This is a genomic window from Kitasatospora sp. HPM-01-4, from assembly GCF_051374625.1.
Taxonomy (GTDB): Bacteria; Actinomycetota; Actinomycetes; order Streptomycetales; family Streptomycetaceae; genus Kitasatospora.
Genome location: NZ_JBPQGP010000005.1, coordinates 1,334,607 through 1,356,360, shown reverse-complemented (window position 1 = coordinate 1,356,360; position 21,754 = coordinate 1,334,607). Strand labels below are relative to the sequence as shown.

The 21,754-nt window shown below is 72.7% G+C and carries 16 protein-coding genes and 2 pseudogenes; 7 read left to right on the top strand and 11 right to left on the bottom strand.

What is annotated here, in order from left to right; translation table 11 throughout:
- The first annotated feature begins 137 nt into the window (after positions 1-137).
- The gene (locus ACSMTC_RS05720; protein WP_436558550.1) at positions 138-3,773 is read left to right on the top strand and encodes a hydantoinase B/oxoprolinase family protein; all 3,636 of its coding nucleotides are present in this window, start codon (positions 138-140) and stop codon (positions 3,771-3,773) included.
- A gap of 55 nt (positions 3,774-3,828) precedes the next feature.
- Here ACSMTC_RS05720 and ACSMTC_RS05715 read toward each other — a convergent pair whose 3' ends face one another.
- Entirely contained in the window at positions 3,829-4,695 is an 867-nt protein-coding gene (locus tag ACSMTC_RS05715) for a universal stress protein (RefSeq protein ID WP_436558549.1), read from the bottom strand.
- Positions 4,696-5,075: 380 nt separating this feature from the next.
- On the opposite strand from ACSMTC_RS05715, the pseudogene ACSMTC_RS05710 reads away from it, so the two are divergent.
- A pseudogene (locus ACSMTC_RS05710) lies at positions 5,076-5,645 on the top strand (TerD family protein); the annotation flags it as partial.
- A 726-nt stretch (positions 5,646-6,371) separates the two neighbouring features.
- Here ACSMTC_RS05710 and ACSMTC_RS05705 read toward each other — a convergent pair.
- Complete coding sequence (locus ACSMTC_RS05705; protein WP_436558548.1) at positions 6,372-6,962, bottom strand: hypothetical protein; 591 nt, start codon at positions 6,960-6,962, stop codon at positions 6,372-6,374.
- A 61-nt stretch (positions 6,963-7,023) separates the two neighbouring features.
- Positions 7,024-8,451: an MFS transporter gene (locus ACSMTC_RS05700; protein ID WP_436558547.1), complete on the bottom strand. Its 1,428-nt coding sequence runs from the start codon at positions 8,449-8,451 to the stop codon at positions 7,024-7,026.
- Between the two features lie 150 nt (positions 8,452-8,601).
- Here ACSMTC_RS05700 and ACSMTC_RS05695 point away from each other — a divergent pair, with 150 nt between their 5' ends.
- Entirely contained in the window at positions 8,602-9,444 is an 843-nt protein-coding gene (locus tag ACSMTC_RS05695) for a helix-turn-helix transcriptional regulator (protein ID WP_436558546.1), read from the top strand.
- A gap of 88 nt (positions 9,445-9,532) precedes the next feature.
- Here ACSMTC_RS05695 and ACSMTC_RS05690 read toward each other — a convergent pair whose 3' ends face one another.
- Positions 9,533-9,781: a ribosomal protein L7/L12 gene (locus tag ACSMTC_RS05690; RefSeq protein WP_436558545.1), complete on the bottom strand. Its 249-nt coding sequence runs from the start codon at positions 9,779-9,781 to the stop codon at positions 9,533-9,535.
- Positions 9,782-10,474: 693 nt separating this feature from the next.
- On the opposite strand from ACSMTC_RS05690, the gene ACSMTC_RS05685 reads away from it, so the two are divergent.
- The gene (locus ACSMTC_RS05685) at positions 10,475-11,284 is read left to right on the top strand and encodes a DUF4190 domain-containing protein (protein WP_436558544.1); all 810 of its coding nucleotides are present in this window, start codon (positions 10,475-10,477) and stop codon (positions 11,282-11,284) included.
- A 150-nt stretch (positions 11,285-11,434) separates the two neighbouring features.
- Here ACSMTC_RS05685 and ACSMTC_RS05680 read toward each other — a convergent pair whose 3' ends face one another.
- The 4 genes from ACSMTC_RS05680 to ACSMTC_RS05665 form a co-directional block, all read right to left on the bottom strand.
- Positions 11,435-13,246: an ABC transporter ATP-binding protein gene (locus ACSMTC_RS05680; protein WP_436558543.1), complete on the bottom strand. Its 1,812-nt coding sequence runs from the start codon at positions 13,244-13,246 to the stop codon at positions 11,435-11,437.
- Positions 13,247-13,498: 252 nt separating this feature from the next.
- Positions 13,499-13,648: a hypothetical protein gene (locus ACSMTC_RS05675; protein ID WP_436558542.1), complete on the bottom strand. Its 150-nt coding sequence runs from the start codon at positions 13,646-13,648 to the stop codon at positions 13,499-13,501.
- A 663-nt stretch (positions 13,649-14,311) separates the two neighbouring features.
- Entirely contained in the window at positions 14,312-14,761 is a 450-nt protein-coding gene (locus ACSMTC_RS05670) for a nucleotide triphosphate diphosphatase NUDT15 (RefSeq protein ID WP_436558541.1), read from the bottom strand.
- A gap of 143 nt (positions 14,762-14,904) precedes the next feature.
- Positions 14,905-16,431 (bottom strand): SDR family NAD(P)-dependent oxidoreductase, encoded by a 1,527-nt coding sequence (locus ACSMTC_RS05665; RefSeq protein WP_436558540.1) that lies wholly within the window; start codon positions 16,429-16,431, stop codon positions 14,905-14,907.
- Between the two features lie 173 nt (positions 16,432-16,604).
- On the opposite strand from ACSMTC_RS05665, the pseudogene ACSMTC_RS05660 reads away from it, so the two are divergent.
- Positions 16,605-16,763: pseudogene (locus ACSMTC_RS05660) on the top strand (SAM-dependent methyltransferase); the annotation flags it as partial.
- Between the two features lie 376 nt (positions 16,764-17,139).
- Positions 17,140-17,928: a phosphatidylinositol-specific phospholipase C gene (locus tag ACSMTC_RS05655; RefSeq protein ID WP_436558539.1), complete on the top strand. Its 789-nt coding sequence runs from the start codon at positions 17,140-17,142 to the stop codon at positions 17,926-17,928.
- 107 nt (positions 17,929-18,035) lie between these two features.
- Here ACSMTC_RS05655 and ACSMTC_RS05650 read toward each other — a convergent pair whose 3' ends face one another.
- A complete protein-coding gene (locus ACSMTC_RS05650; RefSeq protein WP_436558538.1) occupies positions 18,036-18,782 on the bottom strand; it encodes an AraC family transcriptional regulator in 747 nt (248 codons plus the stop codon).
- Between the two features lie 54 nt (positions 18,783-18,836).
- On the opposite strand from ACSMTC_RS05650, the gene ACSMTC_RS05645 reads away from it, so the two are divergent.
- Positions 18,837-20,069: an MFS transporter gene (locus ACSMTC_RS05645; protein WP_436558537.1), complete on the top strand. Its 1,233-nt coding sequence runs from the start codon at positions 18,837-18,839 to the stop codon at positions 20,067-20,069.
- Between the two features lie 114 nt (positions 20,070-20,183).
- On the opposite strand, the gene ACSMTC_RS05640 is transcribed toward ACSMTC_RS05645, so the two are convergent.
- Complete coding sequence (locus ACSMTC_RS05640) at positions 20,184-20,660, bottom strand: hypothetical protein (protein ID WP_436558536.1); 477 nt, start codon at positions 20,658-20,660, stop codon at positions 20,184-20,186.
- Positions 20,661-20,979: 319 nt separating this feature from the next.
- A complete protein-coding gene (locus tag ACSMTC_RS05635; protein WP_436558535.1) occupies positions 20,980-21,513 on the bottom strand; it encodes an RDD family protein in 534 nt (177 codons plus the stop codon).
- Positions 21,514-21,754 lie beyond the last annotated feature (241 nt).

Here is a 21,754-nt window from a genome sequence, read left to right as displayed (position 1 = left end):
ACGGGCCATGACCATGCGTCCCGGCCCGGCCACGGGTGCGCGCGGGCCCGCGCCGGGTACGTCCTTCTGCGGCCCCGGTCCGCCGGGCCGGACACTCGAAGCCGCGGTATCCGCGGGTTCCGACCTCGGAGGCGGCTGTGGCAGGACCGGGCTGGCAGTTCTGGGTGGACCGCGGCGGAACGTTCACCGACATCGTCGCGCTGCGCCCGGACGGCCGGCTCGTGACGCACAAACTGCTCTCCCAGGACCGCCGCTACCGCGACCCCGCCGTGGCGGGCATCCGGGCGCTGCTCGGCCTCACGGCGGACCAGCCGCTCAGCGGAGCGGACATCGAGGCGGTGCGGATGGGGACCACGGTCGCCACCAACGCCCTGCTGGAGCGCACCGGCGAGCGCACGGCCCTGGTGATCACCCGCGGGTTCGGGGACGCGCTGCGGATCGGCTACCAGAACCGCCCGCAGATCTTCGCCCGCGAGATCGTCCTCCCCTCGCTGCTGTACGAGCGGGTGATCGAGGTGGACGAGCGGATCACCGCCGACGGCACGGTGGTGCGCGCCCCCGACCTCGACGCGCTCGCCGGCCCCCTGCGCGAGGCGTACCGGCAGGGCGTACGGGCGATCGCGGTGGCCTGCCTGCACAGCCACCTCCACCCGGCACACGAACGGGCGATCGGCGAACTCGCCCGCGCCACCGGGTTCCCGCAGGTCTCGCTGTCCAGCGAGGTCAGCCCGCTGATGCGGCTGGTGCCGCGCGGGGACACCACCGTCGTCGACGCGTACCTCTCGCCGGTGCTGCGCCGCTACGTCGAGCAGGTGGCCGGTGAACTCCGGGGCGTACGGCTGATGTTCATGCAGTCCAACGGCGGGCTGGCCGAGGCCGGGCACTTCCGGGGCAAGGACGCGATCCTGTCCGGACCGGCCGGGGGCATCGTCGGCATGGCCCGGCTGTCCCGGCTGGCCGGCCACGACCGGGTGATCGGCTTCGACATGGGCGGCACCTCCACCGACGTCTCCCACTACGCGGGCCGCTACGAGCGGGTGTTCACCACCCAGGTGGCCGGAGTGCGCCTGCGGGCACCGATGCTGGCGATCCACACCGTGGCGGCGGGCGGCGGTTCGGTGCTGCGCTTCGACGGCAGTCGCTACCGGGTGGGCCCGGACTCCGCCGGGGCGGACCCGGGCCCGGCCTGCTACCGGAGCGGCGGCCCGCTCACCGTGACCGACGCCAACCTGATGCTCGGCCGGATCCAACCCGCGCACTTCCCACAGGTGTTCGGGCCGAGCGGCGACCAGCCGCTCGACCTCGACACCGTCCGGCGGGCCTTCGCCGCACTGGGCGCGGAGATCAGGGACCAAACCGGCGACGACCGTTCGCCAGAGCAGGTGGCCGAGGGCTTCCTGCGGATCGCCGTGGACAACATCGCCAACGCGGTGAAACGCGTCTCGGTGCAGCAGGGCCACGACGTCACCCGCTACGCGCTGACCACCTTCGGCGGCGCCGGCGGACAGCACGCCTGCGCGGTGGCCGACGCACTGGGCATCCGCACCGTCCTGGTGCCGCCGATGGCCGGTCTGCTCTCCGCGCTCGGCATGGGGCTGGCCGACACCACGGTGATGCGCGAACAGTCGGTGGAGGCCCCGCTGGAGGACGCCTCGATGGACCGGATCCACCGGGTCGCCGAGGAGTTGGCGGCCGCGGCGCGCGCCGAGCTGCTGGCCGAGGCGGTACCCGCGGACCGCATCCGGACCGTGTGCAGGGCGCAGCTGCGCTACGACGGCACCGACACCGTGGTACCGGTGGACCTGGCGGAACCGGACACCATGACCGCGGCCTTCGAAGAGAGCCACCGTCAGCTGTACTCGTTCCTGATGGAACGCCAGATCACCGTCGAGGCACTGTCGGTGGAGGCCACCGGGCTCACCCGGCAGCCCGACCTGGCCCCGCTGGGAGCGGCCGGCCCGAAGGCCGCGGCGGACGGCAGCGGTGAGCCGGCCAAGGACCCCGGTACGGCCGGACCACCGGGCAGGGTACGGCTCTACCGGGACGGCGCGTGGCGCGACGCCGGGCTGTACCGCAGGCAGGCGCTGCGGCCGGGCGAGGCGGTGACCGGACCGGCCGTCGTCACCGAGGACGGGGCCACCACGGTGGTGGACCAGGGCTGGCGGGCGACGGTGGGCGGACTCGGCCACCTGCTGCTGGAACGGATCACCGCCCCACCGGAGCCCGCCGCCGGCGCCGAGGCCGACCCGGTGCTGCTGGAGATCTTCAACAACCTCTTCATGTCCGTCGCCCAGCAGATGGGCGTGCGACTGGAGGCCACCGCGCAGTCGGTCAACATCAAGGAACGGCTGGACTTCTCCTGCGCCCTGTTCGACCCGGACGGCAACCTGGTCGCCAACGCCCCGCACATCCCGGTCCACCTGGGTTCGATGGGCACCACCGTCAAGGAGGTCATCCGTCGGCGCGGGCCCTCGATGCGGCCCGGTGACGCCTACGCCGTCAACGACCCCTACCACGGCGGCACCCACCTGCCCGACATCACCGTGGTGACACCCGTCTTCGACGCCGCGGGTACGGACATCCTGTTCTTCGTCGCCTCACGCGGCCACCACGCGGAGATCGGCGGACTCACCCCCGGCTCGATGCCCGCCGCCAGCCACCGGATCGAGGAGGAGGGCGTGCTCTTCGACAACTGGCCGCTGGTCGAGGCCGGCCGGCTGCGCGAGGCCGAGACACTGAGCCTGCTGGCCGGGGCGGAGTACCCCTCGCGCAACCCCGCCGCCAACCTCGCCGACCTGCGCGCCCAGATCGCCGCCAACCGCAAGGGGGTCGAGGAACTGGGCGCGATGATCGAGCACTTCGGCCTGGACGTGGTGCAGGCGTACATGCGGCACGTCCAGGACAACGCCGAGGAGGCCGTCCGGCGGGTGATCGACCGGCTCCACGACGGTTCCTGCCACTACGAGACCGACTCGGGCGCGGTCATCCGCGTCCGGCTCACCGTGGACCGCCGACGACGCCGCGCCACCGTGGACTTCACCGGCAGCTCGCCGCAGCTCGGCGGCAACCTGAACGCGCCCTCGTCCGTCGCCACCGCCGCCGTGCTGTACGTCTTCCGCACCCTGGTGGCCGACGACATCCCGCTCAACGACGGCTGTCTGCGGCCGCTGCGCATCATCGTCCCGCCCGGTTCGATGCTGGCCCCCAGGCCCCCGGCCGCGGTGGCGGCCGGCAACGTCGAGACCTCCCAGGCCGTGGTCGGCGCCCTGTACGCGGCACTCGGCGCGCAGGCCGAGGGCTCGGGCACGATGAACAACGTCAGCTTCGGCAACGAGCGCTACCAGTACTACGAGACCGTCGGGTCCGGCTCCGGCGCGGGCAAGGGCTTCGACGGGGCCTCGGTGGTGCAGACCCACATGACCAACTCCCGGCTGACCGACCCCGAGGTGCTGGAGTGGCGGCTGCCGGTGCTGCTGGAGGAGTTCGCCGTCCGGCCGGGCACCGGCGGCGAAGGCCGCTGGCGGGGCGGCGACGGGGCGGTGCGAAGACTGCGGTTCCGCGAGCCGATGACGGTGAGCGTGGTGTCCGGCCACCGCCGGATCCCGCCCTACGGGCTGGCCGGCGGGGCTCCCGGCGCGCTGGGTGCCAATCGGGTGGAGCGGGCGGACGGCACCGTGCTCCCGCTGGCCGGCTGCGACTCGGCCGAGGTGGCGGCCGACGACGTCCTGGTGGTCGAGACCCCCGGTGGCGGCGGCTACGGCCGCCGGGACTGAGACCGGCTCCACCGCCCTGCCGGTGGTGCGGCAGGGCGGCGCGGGCCGGCCGTGGTCACCGCGGTGCCACCGGCACGGTGATCACCGGGCAGTGGGCGCGGTGCAGCAGCCCGTGCGGGACCGAGCCGAGCCACATACCGGTGAAGCCGCCGTGGCCGCGCCGCCCCACCACGAGGGCCAGGGCGTGGGCGGAGGCCTTGGCCAGCTCCTCCACGGGGTGTCCGCGGACCACCTCGTGGGTCAGCTCGACGTCCGGATACCGGCCGGCCCACTCGGCCGTGCTCTCCTGGAGCATCCCGTGCAGCCGCTGGAGCGTGGCCTCCTCGTCGACGGGGAGGAACGGCAGCGGGTGCCACACCCACAGGGCCCGCAGGCCGGCTCCGCGCCGTGCGGCGAGGCCGAAGGCCCAGTCCACGGCGGCCGCGGACGCCTGGCTGCCGTCCACCCCGACCACCACGTACGGGGGCTCGTGGGTGGTGTGCTCCGGTTCGCGGACCACGGCCACCGGGCACTTGGCCCGGGCGCTGACCGGCACGGTCACCGAGTGGGCGCTGAGCACCTCCTCCAGGCGGGAGAGCCGCCGCGACCCGAGGACGACGAGCTCGGCGTGGACGGACTCCTGGAGCAGTACATGGCCCGCGTTCCCGTCCACGACGTCGGTGTCGACCGCCAGGTCCGGGTGCCGTTCCAGGGCCAGGAAGGCCGCCTTCTCGACCAGCCGGTAGCCGCTGCGCCAGAGCTCCGCGTGGAACGACTCGTCGTAGCCGCGCGGGTCCCGGAACCGCGGCGCGATGACGTGGACCAGCCGCAGCGGCAGGTTCCGGCGGGCGGCCTCGTCGGCCGCCCAGGCCGCCGTGAGCGGGCCCCGGTCCAGGGCGTCGACGCCCAGCACGATCGGACGGCGTTCGCTGGTGGCTGTCATCTGGTACCTCCGGGGAGACCCGTCGCTTCAGCCGGAGGAGGATGTCGGGGCTCCTCCGCCGGGTGCTGTGACCGCTGCCGCTGTTTCGTCGGCCCTGTCTGCACGCTACGCGCGGACGGGGCCCGACGGCGGGACCGAGTGGACCGTCCGCGTCGGGGGTCCCACGGGTCGCCGTACCGAGCGTGGCCGGAGGGCGGGCCCTCCTTGGGGGACGACGCCCGGGCAGGCCGACGAGTGCCCCGCGGTGGCCCGCTTCCCCGGCTCGCCCGCGCCCGGGCAGGCGGGGTCCGGATCGGTGGCGCGATACGGGAACCGTCGGACACGGCACCTCGTTGAGGCCGGAGAAGACGGTGAATCAGCACGAAAGCGGAGGAAGCTCGATGGGCGCGACCCTGGTCAAGGGCGGGAACGTCTCGCTGGGCAGGCAAGCACCTTCGGTCACCGGCATCCTGGTGGGGATCGGCTGGCAGGCGGCCGCCACCACGGGCGCCGAGTACGACCTCGACGCCAGCGCGCTGCTCTGCGACCGGTCCGGGAAGGTCGTCTCCGAGCGGCACTTCGTCTTCTTCAACAACCTGAGCAGCCCGGACGGTTCGGTCCGGCACTCCGGCAGCCCGTCCGGCGACGGCTCCGGCGACAAGGAGCAGATCCAGGTCGACCTCGCGGCGGTCCCCGCCGAGGTGGAGCGGATCGTCTTCCCGGTCGCCATCTACGAGGCCAGGGAACGCGCCCAGAGCTTCGGCCAGGTCCGCAACGCCTACATCCGCCTGGCCGACCGGGACAGCGGTACCGAGCTGGTCCGCTACGACCTGGGCCAGGACGCCTCGACCGAGGCCGCGATGGTCTTCGGCGAGCTGTACCGCAACGGCGCGGACTGGAAGTTCCGCGCCGTCGGCCAGGGCTACGCCTCCGGACTCGCGGGCATCGCCCGGGACTTCGGGGTGTCCGTGCTGCAGGAGGCCGAGCCGGCCGAGGGGAGCGGGGCGGGGCCGGTCGCGGTGCCCGCGCAGTCCGCTCCACCCGCCCGGTCCGATCTGCCCGTCCAGTCCGTTCCACCGGTACCCGACGCCGCCGCCGGTGCCCCGGCGCCCGGCGCGGGTGCCACTATCGCATCGCAACAACCCACAGGGAGTTCCACCGTGACGTGTTTCTTCGACCCCGGCCACGGGCCCGGCATGACCCCCGTGCTGTGGTCCCCCCAGTGGGGCGTGCCGCGCCAGATCCAGGCGTGCGGCGCCTGCGCCCAGCGAGTGCAGACCACGCCGCCGCCGTTCTACACGCCGCAGGCCGGCTACCCGCAGCCGGTGCAGCAGGGCTACCCCCAGCCCGTACAGCAGGGTTACCCGCAGCCGGTGCAGCAGGGTTACCCCCAGCCGACCCACTACGGCCAGGGCCAGCCGGACCAGCAGCGGCGTTTCGGCACGGGCGCGATGATCGGCGCCGGCGCGGCCGGCCTCATCGGCGGTGCGCTGCTCGCCGAGGCGCTGGACGACGACGAGCCCGAGGTGGTCGTCAACAACTACTACGAGGGCGACGGCGACTTCTTCTAACCCTCCGGTACGACGCCGCCGCTGATGCGGCACCGGGTGCCCGTCCGGCCACCGTGGCCGGGCGGGCACACCGCTGCTCATAGCCCGGCCGGCCGTACGGGCTCCACGAGGCCCGGGGAGGTCCGCTCAGCCGTGCGCGTCGATCCGTACCTCCTGCAGCAGACCCCAGGTGAAGTCGGCGGTACAGGAGCGCGGTACGCCGCCCGCGTCGGGGGCGGTGAAGTCCAGTCGCCACCGGGTCGGGGCGCTGCCCTCGCGAGGCACGGCGGGTGGGAAGGCCGCCGCGACATCCGAGACGACGCAGCCCCACGGTCGCAGGTCGGCGAGCGTACGCAGCCCGGGCACCGGCGAGCCGGGCGCGCGCACCAGCCACTCGTTCCACACCGCACCGCCGCTGTCGGCCGGGCCGACCAGGATCTCGAAGCGCAGCTCGGGCCAGAGCGGGAGAGCCCACTGCTGCGCGGTGCAGTCGAGGTCGCCGATCCGCCGGGGGAGGACCGCCTGCGGCGGGCCCAGTACCGCGCTGTAGCGGCGCGCTCCGCGCGGGAAGCGGGGCGAGCGGACCATCGCCTGCCAGCGTTTGTTGGCCTCCCGCATCGCCGCCCGCGACGAGCCGAGCCGGTGCAGTGCCTCCTCGACCAGCTCGGGGTGGAAGTCGGCCATCCGACGCAGCAGCACGAGCTGGAACTCGGTGGTCGCGAAGCCGTGGAGTGCCATCCGGCCAGGCTAGCGCGTATCCGAACGGTTCCCGCCGGGCGCGCGACGGATCGACGGGCGGTCAGGACCGGGCGGCCTGCCGGCCCGCGGCCGCTTCGGATGCCCGGTCCGCGGGCCGAGGGGTGGCCCCGGGACGAGTGGTCAGCAGGGCGAGCAGCACGATGGCCAGGCCGCAGGCCGCCATGATCCCGTACGCGGGGCGCATGGCCTGCTGGTAGGTCACGCCCGGGTGGCGCAGGCCGGTGGTGAGGACGGCGCCGAGTACCGCGACGCCGAGGGCCTGGCCGAGCTGGCGGCCGGTGGCGACGATCCCCGCGGCCACGCCTGCCCGTTCCCTGGGCAGTCCGGCCATCGCGGCGTTGGTGATGGGGGTGGCGGCCAGGCCGGCGCCGAGGCCGAGCAGCAGGTAGGAGGGGAGGAGCAGGGCGTCACCGGCGGCCGGCAGCAGCGCACCGGCGGTGGTGGCCGCACCGGCCAGCAGCAGCGGGGTGCGCGGGCCGCGGGTCGCCGTCAGCCGGCCGGAGAGCGGAGAGGCGGCGATGTTCATGAGCGCCAGCGGTAGCAGGTACAGCCCGGTGGCGAGGGCCGACATCCCGCGTGCGCCCTGCAGATAGAGCGTGTTGAGGAAGAGGAACCCGCCCAGGACGAAGAACGAGCAGAGCGCCATGACGCTCGCTCCGCTGAACGAGGCGTTCCTGAACATCGCCGGCTCGATCAGCGGATCGGGTCGGCGGCGCCCGTGCACGACCAGCGCGAGAAGGGCGAGCGGGACCGCCGCCGCGCAGCCGAGGACGGAAGGCGCCGGCCAAGTAGCGCCGGGGGCCTCGATGATGGCGTACGTCAGGCAGCCCAGCAGCACCATCACGAGCAGCTGGCCGGCGGCGTCCAGCCGGCGGGGGCGGGCCGCGCGCGACTCGGGGACGTGGCGCACGGTGAGCCAGATCGCCGCCAGGCCGATCGGCGGGTTCAGCCAGAAGACCGAGCGCCAGCCCGCCGTCTGGACCAGCACCCCGCCCAGCGGCGGCCCGACCGCCATGCTGACCCCCAGCACCGCTCCCCACACGCCGATGGCGCGGGCCCGGGCGCGCGGTTCGGGGAAGGTGTTGGTGATGATGGACATCGCCACCGGGTTGAGCATCGAGCCGCCCACCGCCTGCAGCGCGCGGAACGCGACCAGCCAGCCGAGTCCCGGGGCGAGGGAGCACAGCAGTGAGCCGAGGGTGAACAGCGCCAGCCCGGCCACGAAGGTCCGGCGGCGGCCGAACCGGTCCGCCACGGAACCGGAGAGCAGCAACAGGGCCGCCAGTACGACGAGATAGGCGTCCACGGTCCACTGCAGGTCGGCGAGCGAGACGCGCAGGTCGCGCTGCACGGCCGGGAGCGCCACCGTGAGCACGGTGTTGCCGAGATTGCCGACGAACACGCTCACGCAACAGATCGCCAGCACCAACCTGCGTTTGCCTGGCGGGAGTTCGGTCGGTGCTGACATGGCGGTGCTCCGTTCCATCGTCGCTGGAACCGCAGTCGGAAGCGGTGGGGCGACCATCGTGTGACTCGGAGCGCGGGAGAGGGAGACCCGGTCGAAGGGGGCCCTGGCAGGGCCTGCCGCACCCGGACGGCAGGCAGGCATACTCGACCGGTGGGCAACAGGACGGAACTGGGCGAGTTCCTGCGTACCCGGCGCGCCCGGGTGACACCGGCCGAAGCCGGACTGTCGGCCGACGCGGGGCGTCGCCGGACGGCCGGGCTGCGCCGCGAGGAGGTCGCGGTGCTGGCGGGAGTGAGCAGCGAGTACTACCGGCGGCTGGAACAGGGCAAGCAGCACCGCCCCGGGCAGGCGGTGCTGGAGCGGATCGCGCAGGTCCTGCGGCTGGACGAGGACGAACGCCGGCACCTGTTCGAGCTCGGCGGACCACCGGCCCGGATGCCGGCGCCCGAAGCCCGGCCCGTACGGGCGCTCCGCCCCGACGTCCGCCGGATGCTCGACATCGTCGGCCCCTACCCGGCCTGCGTGCTCAGCCGCTCCAGCGACCTGCTGGCCGCCAACCCGGCGGGCCTGCGGCTGTTCCCGGGCATCGAGGACTGGCCGGCGCCCCGGCGCAACACCGCCCGGTACGCCTTCCTCCACCCCCGGGCCCGCGAGGTGTACGGCAACTGGGAGCAGGTCGCCGCCGGAGTGGTGGCCCATCTGCGCGCGGCCGCCGGTACCTACCCGGACGCCGCCGACCTCACCGCCGTGGTCGGTGAACTCACCGTCAAGAGCCAGGAGTTCGCCGCACTCTGGCAGCGCTACGACGTCCGTGCGCGCTCCTTCGGCCGCAAACTGCTGCACCACCCCGCCGTGGGCCGGATCAGTCTCAGCTACGAGGCGTACGACATCGCCCGCTCCGACGGGCAGCGGCTGATCGTCTACCAGGCCGAGCCGGGCACCCCCGACCACGACGCGATGCTGCTGCTCGGCCTCGCCGCCGCCCCGGTCTGACCGGGCGCAGCCGACGGCCGGCCGGTGACGGGCGGGTCGGCGAGCCACCGCATCGTCCGCACCGGAACCGACCGGGGCCCACGGCCGCTCAGAAGTGCTCGGCCGCGCTGTCGATGGCCTCCTTGGCCCGCTTCAGGCCGAGGCCGGTCCGCTCGCGGTAGACCTTGATGGCCTGGATCTTCTTGCCCGCCTGGACGAGCTTCATCACCTCGGGCATCCGGCGTGGGTCGGTCTCCGGCAGGGGGTGGGTGAGGTTGAGATAGGTCATGATCGTGTCGAGTTTCGACTCGACCGCGAGCAGCCGCTGCGCGAGCGTCACATCGTCCATGGGTTCCATCCGTTGATCTTATGTGGGTATTCCCGGCTTCAGTCGGGGGGAGGGAAACGCATCCTCGGCCCGCAGGCGCGGAGCACCGGAGTTCCCTGCGTTGTCAGTGACGCCCACTATGGTGCTCACGTCCGATCGACGCCCCGGCCGGCAGTGCGTGTGACGTGCGCCGCGGCCTCGGGGTGTGGGGTGGTGGGCCTGCGTCAGATCCGCCGTGGGGCGGGCGGATCCGTACGCCACCCTGGAAGTAAAGGCAGGGTAAAAGGCTTGCTAGGGTGAGCCGTCACTCGACTCGAAGGACTGCGCATGACCACGCCTGAGCAGACCCCCGCCTCGTCCCCGGGGGCCTCGTCGTCGCCCGAGAGAGCTCCGGAACCACCCCGGTCGGCACCGCCGCCCGAGCAGCCTCCCGTCCCGTCCCCGGGGGCCTCGTCGTCGCCCGAGCACGCCCCGGAAGCGCCCCAGTCGGCGCCGCTGCCTGAGCAGCCTGCTGCCCCGTCCCCGGGAGCCTCGCCCTCGCCCGAGGGAGCTCCGGAACCGTCCCCGTGGGCCCCGCCGCCCGAGCAGCCCCCTGCCGCGTCCCCGTGGGCTCCGCCGCCCGCGAACGCCCCGGAAGCACCCCAGTGGGCCCCGCCGCTCGGGCAGTACCCCGCCCCGCCCCAGTGGGGCCCGGCGCCCGGCTTCCCGGGGCCGTTCGCTCCGGTGCCGCAGGCTCAGAACGGCCTGGGCGTCGCGGCGTTGGTCATCGGTATCCTCGGCGCGTTCCTCGGGCTGATCCCGTTCCTGTTCTGGATATCGGGTGTGCTGGGCCTGCTCGCCCTGATCCTCGGTCTGGTCGGGCACAGCCGGGCCCGCAAGGGGCTGGCGACCAACAAGGGGATGGCGCTCGCCGGGACCATCCTGGGCGGCATCGCGATGGCGATGGCGCTGGCGGGACTGATCATCACCGTGGTGCTGGTGCAGAAGGTCCAGGAGGAGGAGAAGCGGCGGGACAGCGTCCTGCCCGCCGCTCCCACCGCCTCCCATGCTCCCTCGCTGCCCAAGCCCGCTGAGCCGGCAGCGTTCGGTGAGACCTGGGGGTACAAGGACGGCGTCAAGATCACCGTCTCCAAGCCCGAGTCGTTCGAGCCCGGCCCCTACGCCATCGGCCACAAGGACGGTGACCTGGCGATCGAGGTCAAGATCACGATCGTCAACGGCAGTGACAAGCCGCTCCCGATCTCCTCCATGCTGCCGTTCATGGAGGACGCCGACGGCGAACCGATCGAGACCATGTACGACAGCAAGCACCGGCCGGAGCAGCTCCTCGGCACGCTGGCGCCGGGCAAGCAGGCGGAGGGTCGGCTCACGTACTCGGTCTCCCCGTCCGAGAAGCTGCGGCTGACGCTCTACCGCGGTGTGCAGTACGACAAGGCCGAGTGGGTCGGACCGGCTCAGGGCGACGGCTCGGGTGACGCTCCGAGTGCCACACCGAGCTCCGGCACGGACAGGACCTCGGGCCTCGGCGTGTAGCGAACACCGGGCAGGCGCCATCGTGGACACCGCCGCGCCCCGCCGGCAGCCGCACCGACTCCGGGGGAGTCCGGAGTCGACGCGGCGGCCGGGCCCCCGCCCCGCCGGGGAGGACCGGACCCGGCGCGGCGGCCTCCCCGCGGCGGACGCTCAGCCGGCCGGCTGGACGCTGAGCAGCTGCGGCTCTCCTGCGGTGCCGAGCCTGAGGACGGTGTCGGCGGTCCGGGCGAGCTTCCGGTCGTGGGTGATCAGGATGGTGGTCCGCCCGGCCATCAGGCGGCGCAGCGGGGTGATGACGTTCGCCGCGGACGTCTGGTCCAGACCGGTCGTCGGCTCGTCGAGGATCAGCACCGGCGTGGCCCGCAGGAAGGCCCGGGCGATGGCGATCCGCTGGGTCTGGCCGCCGGAGAGCTGGAAGCCGTCCCGTCCGATCTCGGTCCGGTAGCCCCGGGGCAGGGCCATGATGAAGTCGTGGGCGTCCGCGTCCTTCGCCGCCTGCACCACCTCCTCCAGCGAGGCCGAGGGTCTGCCGTAGGCGATGTTGTCGCGGATCGTGGCGTGGAAGAGCGGCGCCTGCTGGGGGAGCAGGGTGACGGCCTGGCGCAGCGAGGCCAGGGTGAGGTCCCTGAGGTCGTGCCGGTCGAGGCGCACCGTCCCCGAGTCCGGGTCCAGGAACCGCACCAGGAGCTTGGCCAGGGTCGACTTGCCGCAGCCGCTGGGGCCCATGACCGCGAGGATCGTTCCCGGGCCGATGTCGAAGCTGAGGTTCTCCAGGACCGGCCGACCATCCTGGCCCGAGTAGCCGACCCGGACGTTCTCGCAGCTCACCCAGCCGGTCACCGGCCCGGTGTCATGGGCGTCGGGGCGCTGGGCCACCGGGGACGGGGTGTCCATGAGCTCCAGGACCCGCTCGCCCGCGGCACCGGCCGCACCGACGACCGGGAACAGCTCCGAGATCCGCTGGGCCGGCTCGAACAGCTGCGCAAGGAAGGCGGCGAAGGCGAGCAGCCCGCCGAGGCTCAGCGCACCCCGGTCGAGTTCGAACGCGCCGATCCCGACCACTACCAGGCCGCCGAGCACTTCGAGGACGTTGAGCAGCGGCGGGTAGAGATCGGCGTACCGGGCGATGGAGAGCTCGGCCTCCAGCAGGGCCTGGCCCGCCTGCCGGACCTTCTCGACCTCGCGCTGCTCCTGGTTGCAGGTCCGGGCGATGGCGGCGTTGCGCAGGCTCTCCTCCAACACCGCGGTGACCGCGCCGCCACGGCGTCTGGCCACCCGCTCCCAGAGCAGGATGCGGCGGCCGAAGAAGCGTCCGGACAGCCAGAAGACCGGGGCCACGGCCAGCGCGGCCAGTGCGAGCGGCCAGCTCAGATACAGCGCGGCGGCTCCGAACAGCAGCAGGCTCAGCAGCGCCGAGCCGGCCTCGACCACCCCGGTGGCCACCAGTTGCTCGATGGCGGCGACGTCCCCGGTGAGCCGGGCCATCAGATCGCCGCGCTGCCGGCGGTCCAGGGTGTCCGGCGGGAGGGTGTGCAGATGGGCCACGGCCGAGGTGCGCAGCCGCTGGATGAAACGCTCGGCCACCCAGGTGAGGGTGTAGTTGCCCGCGTAGATGAGCAGCGCCGAGACCACGGTGGTCGCGGCCATGACTCCGGCCGGCAGCCAGAAGGCGGAGAACCGCCGGGGCACCAGCACCTGGTCGATCAGGTCCTTGAACAGCCAGACCGACACCACCTCGCCGAACGAGCCGGTGAGCAGCAGCAGGACCACGGCGGGCAGCCACAGCCGGTCCTGGCGGACCCACGGCCAGAAACGCCGGAACGCCTCCCGTGCCCGGACGGAGGGCGCGGCCGCGACCGGTCCCTCCGGATCGGACTCCTCGTCCAACGGGTCCGGCTCGGCCGCCGGACCCTGACCCGCCGGGTCCGAGTACGCCGGATCCGAAAACGTCGCAGTCTCCATGCGCAGTGGCTACCCTTCAAAGATGATGCGGGGGTCGGCGGGAATCCCGCCGACCCCCGGGCTACGAGTACCGCGGACTACCGGCGGTGGTGGTGCCGGTGGTGCCGGTGGTGGCGACGGCGTCCGCCGCGCCCACCGCGTCCGCCGCGTCCGCCCTCGCCGCGTCCGCCGCGACCGCCCTCGCCTCGTCCGCCGCGGCCTCCGCGCCCGCCGAAGCTACTGAAAATGCTCATGACTACCTCCTGGTGCGACTCAGCTGTTGTTCAACGTCGTTGTCCGCAGACCGGGTTCACCGACGGTGGTGGTGGTGCCGGTGGTGACGGTGGTGACGGCGGCGTCCGCCGCGCCCACCGCGGCCGCCGCGACCGCCCTCGCCGCGGCCGCCGCGACCTCCTCGACCACCGCGGCCTCCGCGGCCGCCGAAGCTACTGAAAATGCTCATGATGACTTCCTTTCCGCGTATCGGCATGCCGCCGTGTCCCGCACAAGCCCGAAGGCCAGGTGGAGGATCCGGCAGCACTCGGATACGGAAGGCGTTGAGGGTTCCGGTGCCCGGTCCGAGATACTCGACGCCACGGGTGTGGCACACGTCGGGCGTCGTGCCCATCGAAGGCGGGCACTTATCGTGAGTCCCCCAAGTGGCCGCCCTTTCAGGGCACTTCGGCCGACGGGGAACTCACGTGACAGGTTCTCCTACTGATACTGCCGTGACTGCTGCGCACAGTGCGTGTGTCGCAGTCGCCTCGATCTCCAGAAGAGGGGTGATGGGATCGGATCGGTCCGATCCGCCCTGCCAGAACCCAGTTGAGCATTCGGCCCGGTGCGCGGCAACGCCGGTGACTACTCCATGCACCCATCCGGGATACAAGCCCGGAACCAGGCCTTGGAACGACACCGCGACGGCCCCGCGAGGGCCGCTTCGGCTGTTACTCGCGGGTCCGGGAGCAGGGATTGGGTGAGAAGCGCCGCGGTCGAGACGACCCGGCGTTCCGCCGACGGCTTTGGGGGATCAGCAAAAGCCGTGCCGGGCGGGAAAGTTGACGACCCGTCAGACAGTCGTCGGGTTCAGCCGCCGATGACCGGGTAGCCGAACGCGCCGGGTGGCGTGGCGAATCCGGGCAGCCAACTGCCGAGGACCAGCGCCGACGGGTAGAACATGGGGCCGGGCAGAGCGTCCAGCGGGAAGCGCTCCCAGCCCGCGCAGGTGTGCGGCTCGGTGACGTACGCCGGGGTGCCGGTCGGTGGCGCCAGGACGGCGGCCGTCAGCCGGGGGCGGCCCAGCTGGTGGTCCAACAGCACGGCCAGCACCCGGAGTTGCTCCGCCGGCAGGACGATCCCGGTCTCCTCGGCGAGCTCCCGGGCGGCGGCCTGTTCGAAGGACTCCCCGGCCTGGTCCACCTTGCCGCCGGGCAGGCTCCAGGTCGGCGACTCGCCCGCGGTGATCCGCCGCCCCAGCAGCACCCGTCCGTCGGTGGTGGGCACGATCACGCCGGCCCCGAGCATGGGTGCTGTCATCGTTCCCGCCCCTGTTCCGTGAGTGGTGCCGACCCGGGAGTCGTGCCGACCCGTGAGTGGTGCCGACCCGGGAGTCGTCCTGACCCGTGAGTGGTCCGGTGTGGTGGGTCGTCCGGTGTCGTGAGCCGCCCTGAGCCCGCGGCCTACCAGGCGGCCTTGACGTAGTCCTTGAGGAAGCAGCCGTAGAGGTCCTCGCCGAGTTCGCCGCGGACGATCGGGTCGTAGACCCGGGCCGCGCCGTCCACCAGGTCGAGCGGGGCGTGGAAGCCGGCATCGGCGAGCCGCATCTTGTCGGGGTGCGGGCGCTCGTCGGTGATCCAGCCGGTGTCGACGGCGGTCATCAGGATGCCGTCGGCCTCCAGCATCTCCTGCGCGCTGGTGCGGGTGAGCATGTTCAGCGCGGCCTTGGCCATGTTGGTGTGCGGGTGGCCGGCGCCCTTGTAGCCGCGGCTGAAGACGCCCTCCATGGCGGAGACGTTCACCACGTACTTGCGGCGGGCCTCGGCGGCGGCCATCGTCGGGCGAAGCCGGCTGATCAGGATGAACGGCGCGGTGGAGTTGCAGAGCTGCACCTCCAGCAGCTCCACCGGATCGACCTCGTTGACCGTCTGGATCCAGCTGTTGACCGGGGCGAGGTCGGGCACCAGGCCGCCCGCGTCGATCGCGGTACCGGCCTCGATCCGGGCGGGCGAGGCGGAGCCGCTGACCAGCGCCAGGCCGGTGACGTCCTCCGGGGTGAGCCGTTCGCTGCCCGAGGTGGCCTGGCCCGGCAGGGCGCGCAGCTCTACGCCACCGCTGCCGAAGCGGCCGATCACCGTGGACGCCGGCAGCTCTCCGGCCGGGAGCGGCGCGGACTCGGCCGCCACCAGCTCGCGGTAGGCGTCGGGGGAGCGGCGGACGGTCTGCGCCGCGTTGTTGATCAGGATGTCCAGCGGGCCGTCGGCCGCGACCTCGTCGGCCAGCGCCACCACCTGGGCCGGGTCGCGCAGGTCGATTCCGACGATCTTGAGCCGGTGCAGCCAGTCCCCGCTGTCCGGCATCGCGGTGAAGCGGCGGATCGCGTCATTGGGGAAGCGGGTGGTGATGGTGGTGTGCGCGCCGTCGCGGAGCAGCATCAGCGCGATGTACATACCGATCTTGGCCCGGCCGCCGGTGAGCAGGGCCCGGCGCCCGGTCAGGTCGGTCCGGGCGTTGCGGCGGGAGTGGTTGAACTCGGCGCACTTGCGGCAGAGCTGGTGGTAGAAGGCGTCGACCTCGGTGTAGCGGCCCTTGCAGATGTAGCAGCTGCGCGGACGCTCGAGTATCCCGGCGATCTCGGTCGTGGTGGCCGTGCTCAGGCCGAACACGCCCCGGGTCTCGTCGTCGATCCGGCCGGGCGCACCGGTCGCGGTCAGCGAGGTGACCGCCCGGTCGTTGGCCGTCTTGCGGGCCCGCGTCTCCTGGCGACGGCGCTGCTTGAGGGTGCGGAAGATGCCACCCACGGCCTTCCGGACGGTGATCGCATCCGGATGGTCCACGTGTAGCTCATCCAGCTCGGCGAGCACGCTCAGACAGAGCTCCAGGCGCTCGGGGTCGATGCCGGGGCCGAAGTCGATCTCCTCCTGCTCGCCCGCTGCCCCTGCCGTCCGCTCGTCCGCCCGCTGCTCCGCCTGCTTGGCCGCGCCCGTCATGCCCGCTTACTGCTTCCCGCTAGTCCTGCCCGTATCGGCCGTCCGGCGAACTCTACGTGAGAGCGCGGCACAGGGGCGAAAAGCGGCCAAGATGTAATGGGCAGAATGCTATAACGATACTTACCTCGCTCCGGCTGGAGCTGTAATTGGCCGGATGCGGTATGCCTATTACCGATAGTGGGGAGCGTTTCCGGGTGATGCCGGACCTGGTCGAGGCCGTCGGCGGACCCGAGCCGCGCGTCCTCGATCTCACCTGCGGCGCCGGTGGCATCAGCGAACGGCTGCCCGCCCGCCTCCCGGGTGCCGGGAGCGTCGGCGTCGACCTCGATCCCGTGGGAGTCCGGCTTCACTGAGGCCGGGATCGCCTGGCGGAACGTCGGCGGCGCGATGGTCGCGGCGATCCGGTGGCCGGACGACCACGTCAGGGGTCCAGGAGTGGCTCCCGGCGGTCGGCTTGAACACCGCCCCGGTTCCCCCGGGGCCCCGCCGCCGGGCCGTGTGACCGATCCGGCGGGCGACAGGTCTGGGCGGGAGCACCGAACTCCGGTAGAACTGCCCCTGGTTGTTGACCGCAGACTGGTGGGAGGGCACATGGGGATCGGCCGTAGGGGTTTTCTGAGGGCATCGCTCGCGGCGGCCGCCGGCGCCGTAGCCTGGCCGGCCGCCGCACCGGCGTCGGCCGCGAGTGGGCTCGCGCCGGGCGACTGGATGTCCGCCCTCGGCGACGCCACGCCGCTGTCCCGGCTGACCATCCCCGGCACCCACGACTCCGGCGCCCGCCATGGCGGAGCGCTGACCGAGTGTCAGACTCTCTCCATATCCCAGCAGTTGGAGTACGGAATCCGCTTCCTCGACATCCGGTGCCGGTCCATCGGCGGTTCCTTCGCGATCCACCACGGCCCGGTGTACCAGCAGCTGATGTTCGGCGACGTCCTCGTCGCCTGCGCCGACTTCCTGGCCGCCCATCCCAGGGAGACCGTCCTGATGCGGGTGAAGCAGGAGTACTCGCAGGTGAGCGATGCGGACTTCCTCGCGGTCTTCAACGACTACCTGGACAACCGGGGTTGGCGCGGCCTGTTCCACCTGGGCGGCACCCTGCCCTCGCTCGGCGAGGCCCGGGGCCGGGTGGTGCTGATCTCCGACGTCCCGACCCTGCCGGCCGTCGGCTGGTGGAGCTCCCAGTTGGACCTCCAGGACAACTGGACCGTCCCGACGCTCTTCGACCGCCCGCGCAAGTACCAGGACGTCGTCCGCCAGATCGACCGGGCGGCGGCCGCCACCGGCTCCGGCGGCCCGCTGTTCGTCAACTTCCTGAGCGGTTCGAGCGCGGGCTGCTTCCCGACCGACTGCGCCGCCTATGTCAACCCGCACGTACAGGGCTATCTCGGTTCCTTTGCCGCGAGCCACGGGCGTCCGCCGCTCGGCGTCCTGGTCATGGACTTTCCCGAGCGCCACGCGCCCGCCCTGACCTCGACCCTCATCGGCTGGAACGCCTGAGTTCCCTGATTAGTAAGTGAGTTGACGCATCATCGGCAGTTCCAGACCGGTGTGGCCGGGCGGCGCGCCCGCCGGGCCGCCCGGTGGTGCCAGGGAGGCCGGACGGGTCAGGGGCGGCGGCGGTGGGCGCCGGGGGTGTACCCGAAGGAGCGGCGGAAGACGTCGATGAAGGCACTGCTGGAGGACCAGCCGCACCGGTGGGCGACCGTGGTGACGGGGGTGTCGTCGGCCAGCATCCGCAGGGCGTGGTAGAGGCGGGACTGGGTGCGCCACTGGGGGAAGGTCATACCGAGTTCGGTGCGGAACAGGCGGCTGAGGGTGCGTTCGCCTGTGCCGGTCTCGGCCGCGAGGTCGGCGAGGGTACGGGCGTCGGCGGGATCGTCGTGGACGATCGCGCAGACGGCCGCCAGGCGGGGGTCCGTCGGGGCGGGCAGCTGTACGGGCTGCTGCGGAGAGGCACGCAGCTGGTCACGGAGGACCGCGCGCAGGCGGCGGCGTTCGGCGCTGGTGTCGTCGGGGGCACCGGTGTAGGCGAGGATCAGCTCGCGCAGCAGCGGGCTGACGGTGAGGACGGTGGGGGCGTCGAGGCCGAGCGGGTTGTCGTCGGCCGGCAGGCCGACCAGGTGCAGGTCGAGGTGGCCGTACGCGCGATGGGCGTGCACGGTCCCGGCGGGGACCCAGATGGCGCGGGTGCCGGGCGCGAACCAGGTGCCGGCATCGGTGGTGACGGCCACGAGGCCGGAGCCCGCGTAGACGATCTGGTGGTCGTCGTGGTGGTGCGCGTCGATGCGCTCCCCGGCGGCCAGCGACCGGGAGCGGGTCGGGGCTTTCGGAAGATGGCGGATATCCGGCATGTATTGGCAATTTATCGGAAGCGCGACATGCGGTGCCACCGCAACGATCGGAGGATGCCGAACAACAGAACCAGCTCGCACCGCCGCCCGATCGCACTGATGTCGCTGGGACATGCCTGCGTGGACGTGTACCAGGGAGCGGTGGCCGCGCTGGTGCCGTTCTTCGTCTCCGAGCGGGCCTATGGCTACGCCGCGGCCTCCGGCATCGTCCTGGCCGCCTCTCTGCTGTCCTCACTGGTGCAGCCGCTGCTCGGGGCGCTCACCGACCGCTGGGCGATGCCCTGGCTGCTGCCGGTGAGCACACTCCTGGCCGGCGGCGGCGTCGCCCTGAGCGGCGTCATGGGCTCCTACCCCCTCACCCTGGCCGTGGCCGCCCTGTCCGGGATCGGCGTCGCCGCCTACCACCCCGAGTCCGCCCGGGTGGCCCGCGGTGCGAGCCGCGGCAGCCACATCGCGATGGGCTGGTTCTCCCTCGGCGGCAATCTCGGCTTCGCCGCCGCCCCCCTGGTGGTCTCCGCCGTGATCGCCACCGGCGGCCTGCACGCCTCCCCGCTGCTGGCCGTCCCCGCCCTGGTCGGCGCGGCCCTGTGCGTGGCCGCGCTGCGGGCGGTCAGGGCCCCGGCCGCCGCCACGGCGGCCACTCGCGCGGGCCGGGCCGGAGGGCGGGACGACTGGGCGTCCTTCGGCAGGCTGTCCGGGGCCATCGTGTGCCGCTCGATCGTCTTCATCGGCCTGAGCACGTTCATCTCCCTCTACGTGCGCCAGCGCACCGGCGGTGGAGAGGTCTCCGGCACGGTCGCCCTGTTCGTGCTCTACCTCGGCGGCGCGGTGGGCACGGTGGCCGGAGGCAGGCTCGCGAGCCGCTACAGCCGCGTCACCGTCGTCCGCTGGGCCTACGCCCTGACCGTCCCCGCCGTCGCCGGCCTGGTCCTCGTCCCCGGTCCGCTGCTCTACCTCTTCGTGGTGCTCACCTCGGCCGGGCTGTACGTGCCCTTCTCCCTGCACGTCACCCTCGGCCAGGACTACCTGCCCCGGCGCGTGGGCACTGCCAGCGGTGTCACCCTGGGCCTGGCCGTCAGCATCGGCGGTGTCGCGAGCCCCCTCATCGGCGCCATGGCCGACGCGACCTCGCTGCAGACCGCCCTCGCGCCGCTGATCGTGCTGCCCGCCCTCGGCTGGCTCCTGCTGCGGCCACTCCACGAGCCCGATCTGCCCGAGGCGGTCACCGGCCGGCCGGTGAGCAGCACACAGCCGGAGACCGGTGCGGCCGCCCCGCTCCGCCCCTGAACCTCCGCCCCTGAACCTCCGCCCGTGATCCGCGCGCGGCGGAGGCCGTCGGGTGTGCGGGCGGGCGGTGACCACCGGTCGGACGGGTGCGCGGGGCCGAGCGGGACCGCCGGCTCACCGGACGATCAGCCGGGCGAGCCCGTGCTGGACCATGCCGTCCGCCCGTGCGTCGCGCAGATTGGCGGTGAACGCCTCGGCGAGTTCGTCGGGCGCGAGACCCGGGGTGGTCTCGGGCCAGGTGCCGGGCGGAACGAGGATGATCACCACGCTGTCGCGGGCCTCGGCGGCCGACAGCCACTCGGGTGAGACCGGGGCGGGCGGCGCCGGCTCCCACAGGCGGTGGCCGCCCACCATGCTGAGCTCGGTCAGGAACCCGTCGCGTACGTGGACCTCGGTGGTGGTCGGCGGCGGCTCGTCGATGGCGATGGTGAAGCCGCTGGCCATCGCGTCCTCCAGGAGCTGCCCGTACTGCGACGAACCGATCTCCACGACCGCCTCGGCGGTCGGCGGCCCTCCCAGCGAGGACTCGCGGATGACGAACGCCCACAGTACCGGCGTCGGTCCTCTTCGCTCGCCCGCTGCACTGGCCATGTCCTGTGCAACGAGCCGTCACCCCGGGCGTATCGGCCCAGCTGCACCCATCACCCGATCACCGGAGACGGCACATACGAGCTGCTCGTCCGACTGTCAGTCGGACGCGGCCCGGTTGACGGTGGGCGGCCACCGCTCACGGCCCGGCCAAGGCGATCCGCCGGGTGTCGCGGATCAGGTCGAGCACTGCCGGCCAGTCGGCCCGCTCCGGCGGTTCCCGCCCAGGGCGTCACCGCTGGGGCGGCGCCGACAGCCCGATGCTCACGCCTGCCTTGGAGACTGCGGTCACCGTCCCGGCCCAGTGCGGGTTCGGCCGAGATCAGCGGAGAGACGTGGCCTGGCCGAGCCACTCCCGCAGGTGCTTGCGACGGACGATCAGGATTCCGCCGCGCGACTCAGCGCCGGTCACCGGTGACTGCCAGTCACGGGAGCTCGTCGGGACGTCCTCGTTGGTCCACACGGTGATGATGAAGACCACCCCGGCGATCAGGCCCCCCATGAACCAGCGCACCGTCAGCCGCCAGAGGGTCGGCCGGCGGCTGGTGCGGATGTCGATCACCCGGGTGGCCATCAGGAACTTTCCGATGCTGCAGCCGGTCAGCCTGCTCAGCAGTGCCTGGTTGGCGAAGGAGATGAGCGGAATGGCCAGGACGGCGATCCCAAGCTTGGCTCCGGCGTGCAGGTGGGTGTGGAACGCCGACCGGGCCAGCAGGAAGCCGACCACGACCGCGAACACGAAGTCGAGGAACCCACCGATGGCGCGGAACGGGCTCTCCGCCTCCTCCGGGAGCGTCCGGCCCGCCGGAGCCGGAGCCGGCTGTGGCTGGGCGTACGGATTCTGCTGCCCGTACATGGCCTGTTGCCCGTGTGGATCGGATACCTGTCCCTGCGGATGGCCGTGTGACATGCCCGTACCCCGTTGTTCGAAACTGATCGCCGGTCAGCCCGGCATCCTACCTGTCGCTCTCCGTGCCCGTCCGCACGGTTCCGGTATCGGTGGGAAAGTCTTCTGTGGCATGACTGCCACTCTCCGACCCCAGAAGCATCCATGGTGGTTCCCCACACAGTCACCACATCTCGAACTCGTCTCCCGT

Excerpts from the sequence above, each read along its gene's own strand:
- ACSMTC_RS05645 (WP_436558537.1), top strand. The coding sequence starts at position 18,837 with ATGCCGAACAACAGAACCAGCTCGCACCGCCGCCCGATCGCACTGATG.
- ACSMTC_RS05705 (WP_436558548.1), bottom strand. The coding sequence starts at position 6,962 with ATGGCACTCCACGGCTTCGCGACCACCGAGTTCCAGCTCGTGCTGCTG.
- ACSMTC_RS05670 (WP_436558541.1), bottom strand. The coding sequence starts at position 14,761 with ATGACAGCACCCATGCTCGGGGCCGGCGTGATCGTGCCCACCACCGAC.
- ACSMTC_RS05690 (WP_436558545.1), bottom strand. The coding sequence starts at position 9,781 with ATGGAACCCATGGACGATGTGACGCTCGCGCAGCGGCTGCTCGCGGTC.
- ACSMTC_RS05700 (WP_436558547.1), bottom strand. The coding sequence starts at position 8,451 with ATGTCAGCACCGACCGAACTCCCGCCAGGCAAACGCAGGTTGGTGCTG.
- ACSMTC_RS05715 (WP_436558549.1), bottom strand. The coding sequence starts at position 4,695 with ATGACAGCCACCAGCGAACGCCGTCCGATCGTGCTGGGCGTCGACGCC.
- ACSMTC_RS05655 (WP_436558539.1), top strand. The coding sequence starts at position 17,140 with ATGTCCGCCCTCGGCGACGCCACGCCGCTGTCCCGGCTGACCATCCCC.
- ACSMTC_RS05635 (WP_436558535.1), bottom strand. The coding sequence starts at position 21,513 with ATGTACGGGCAGCAGAATCCGTACGCCCAGCCACAGCCGGCTCCGGCT.
- ACSMTC_RS05650 (WP_436558538.1), bottom strand. The coding sequence starts at position 18,782 with ATGCCGGATATCCGCCATCTTCCGAAAGCCCCGACCCGCTCCCGGTCG.
- ACSMTC_RS05640 (WP_436558536.1), bottom strand. The coding sequence starts at position 20,660 with ATGGCCAGTGCAGCGGGCGAGCGAAGAGGACCGACGCCGGTACTGTGG.
- ACSMTC_RS05665 (WP_436558540.1), bottom strand. The coding sequence starts at position 16,431 with ATGACGGGCGCGGCCAAGCAGGCGGAGCAGCGGGCGGACGAGCGGACG.
- ACSMTC_RS05680 (WP_436558543.1), bottom strand. The coding sequence starts at position 13,246 with ATGGAGACTGCGACGTTTTCGGATCCGGCGTACTCGGACCCGGCGGGT.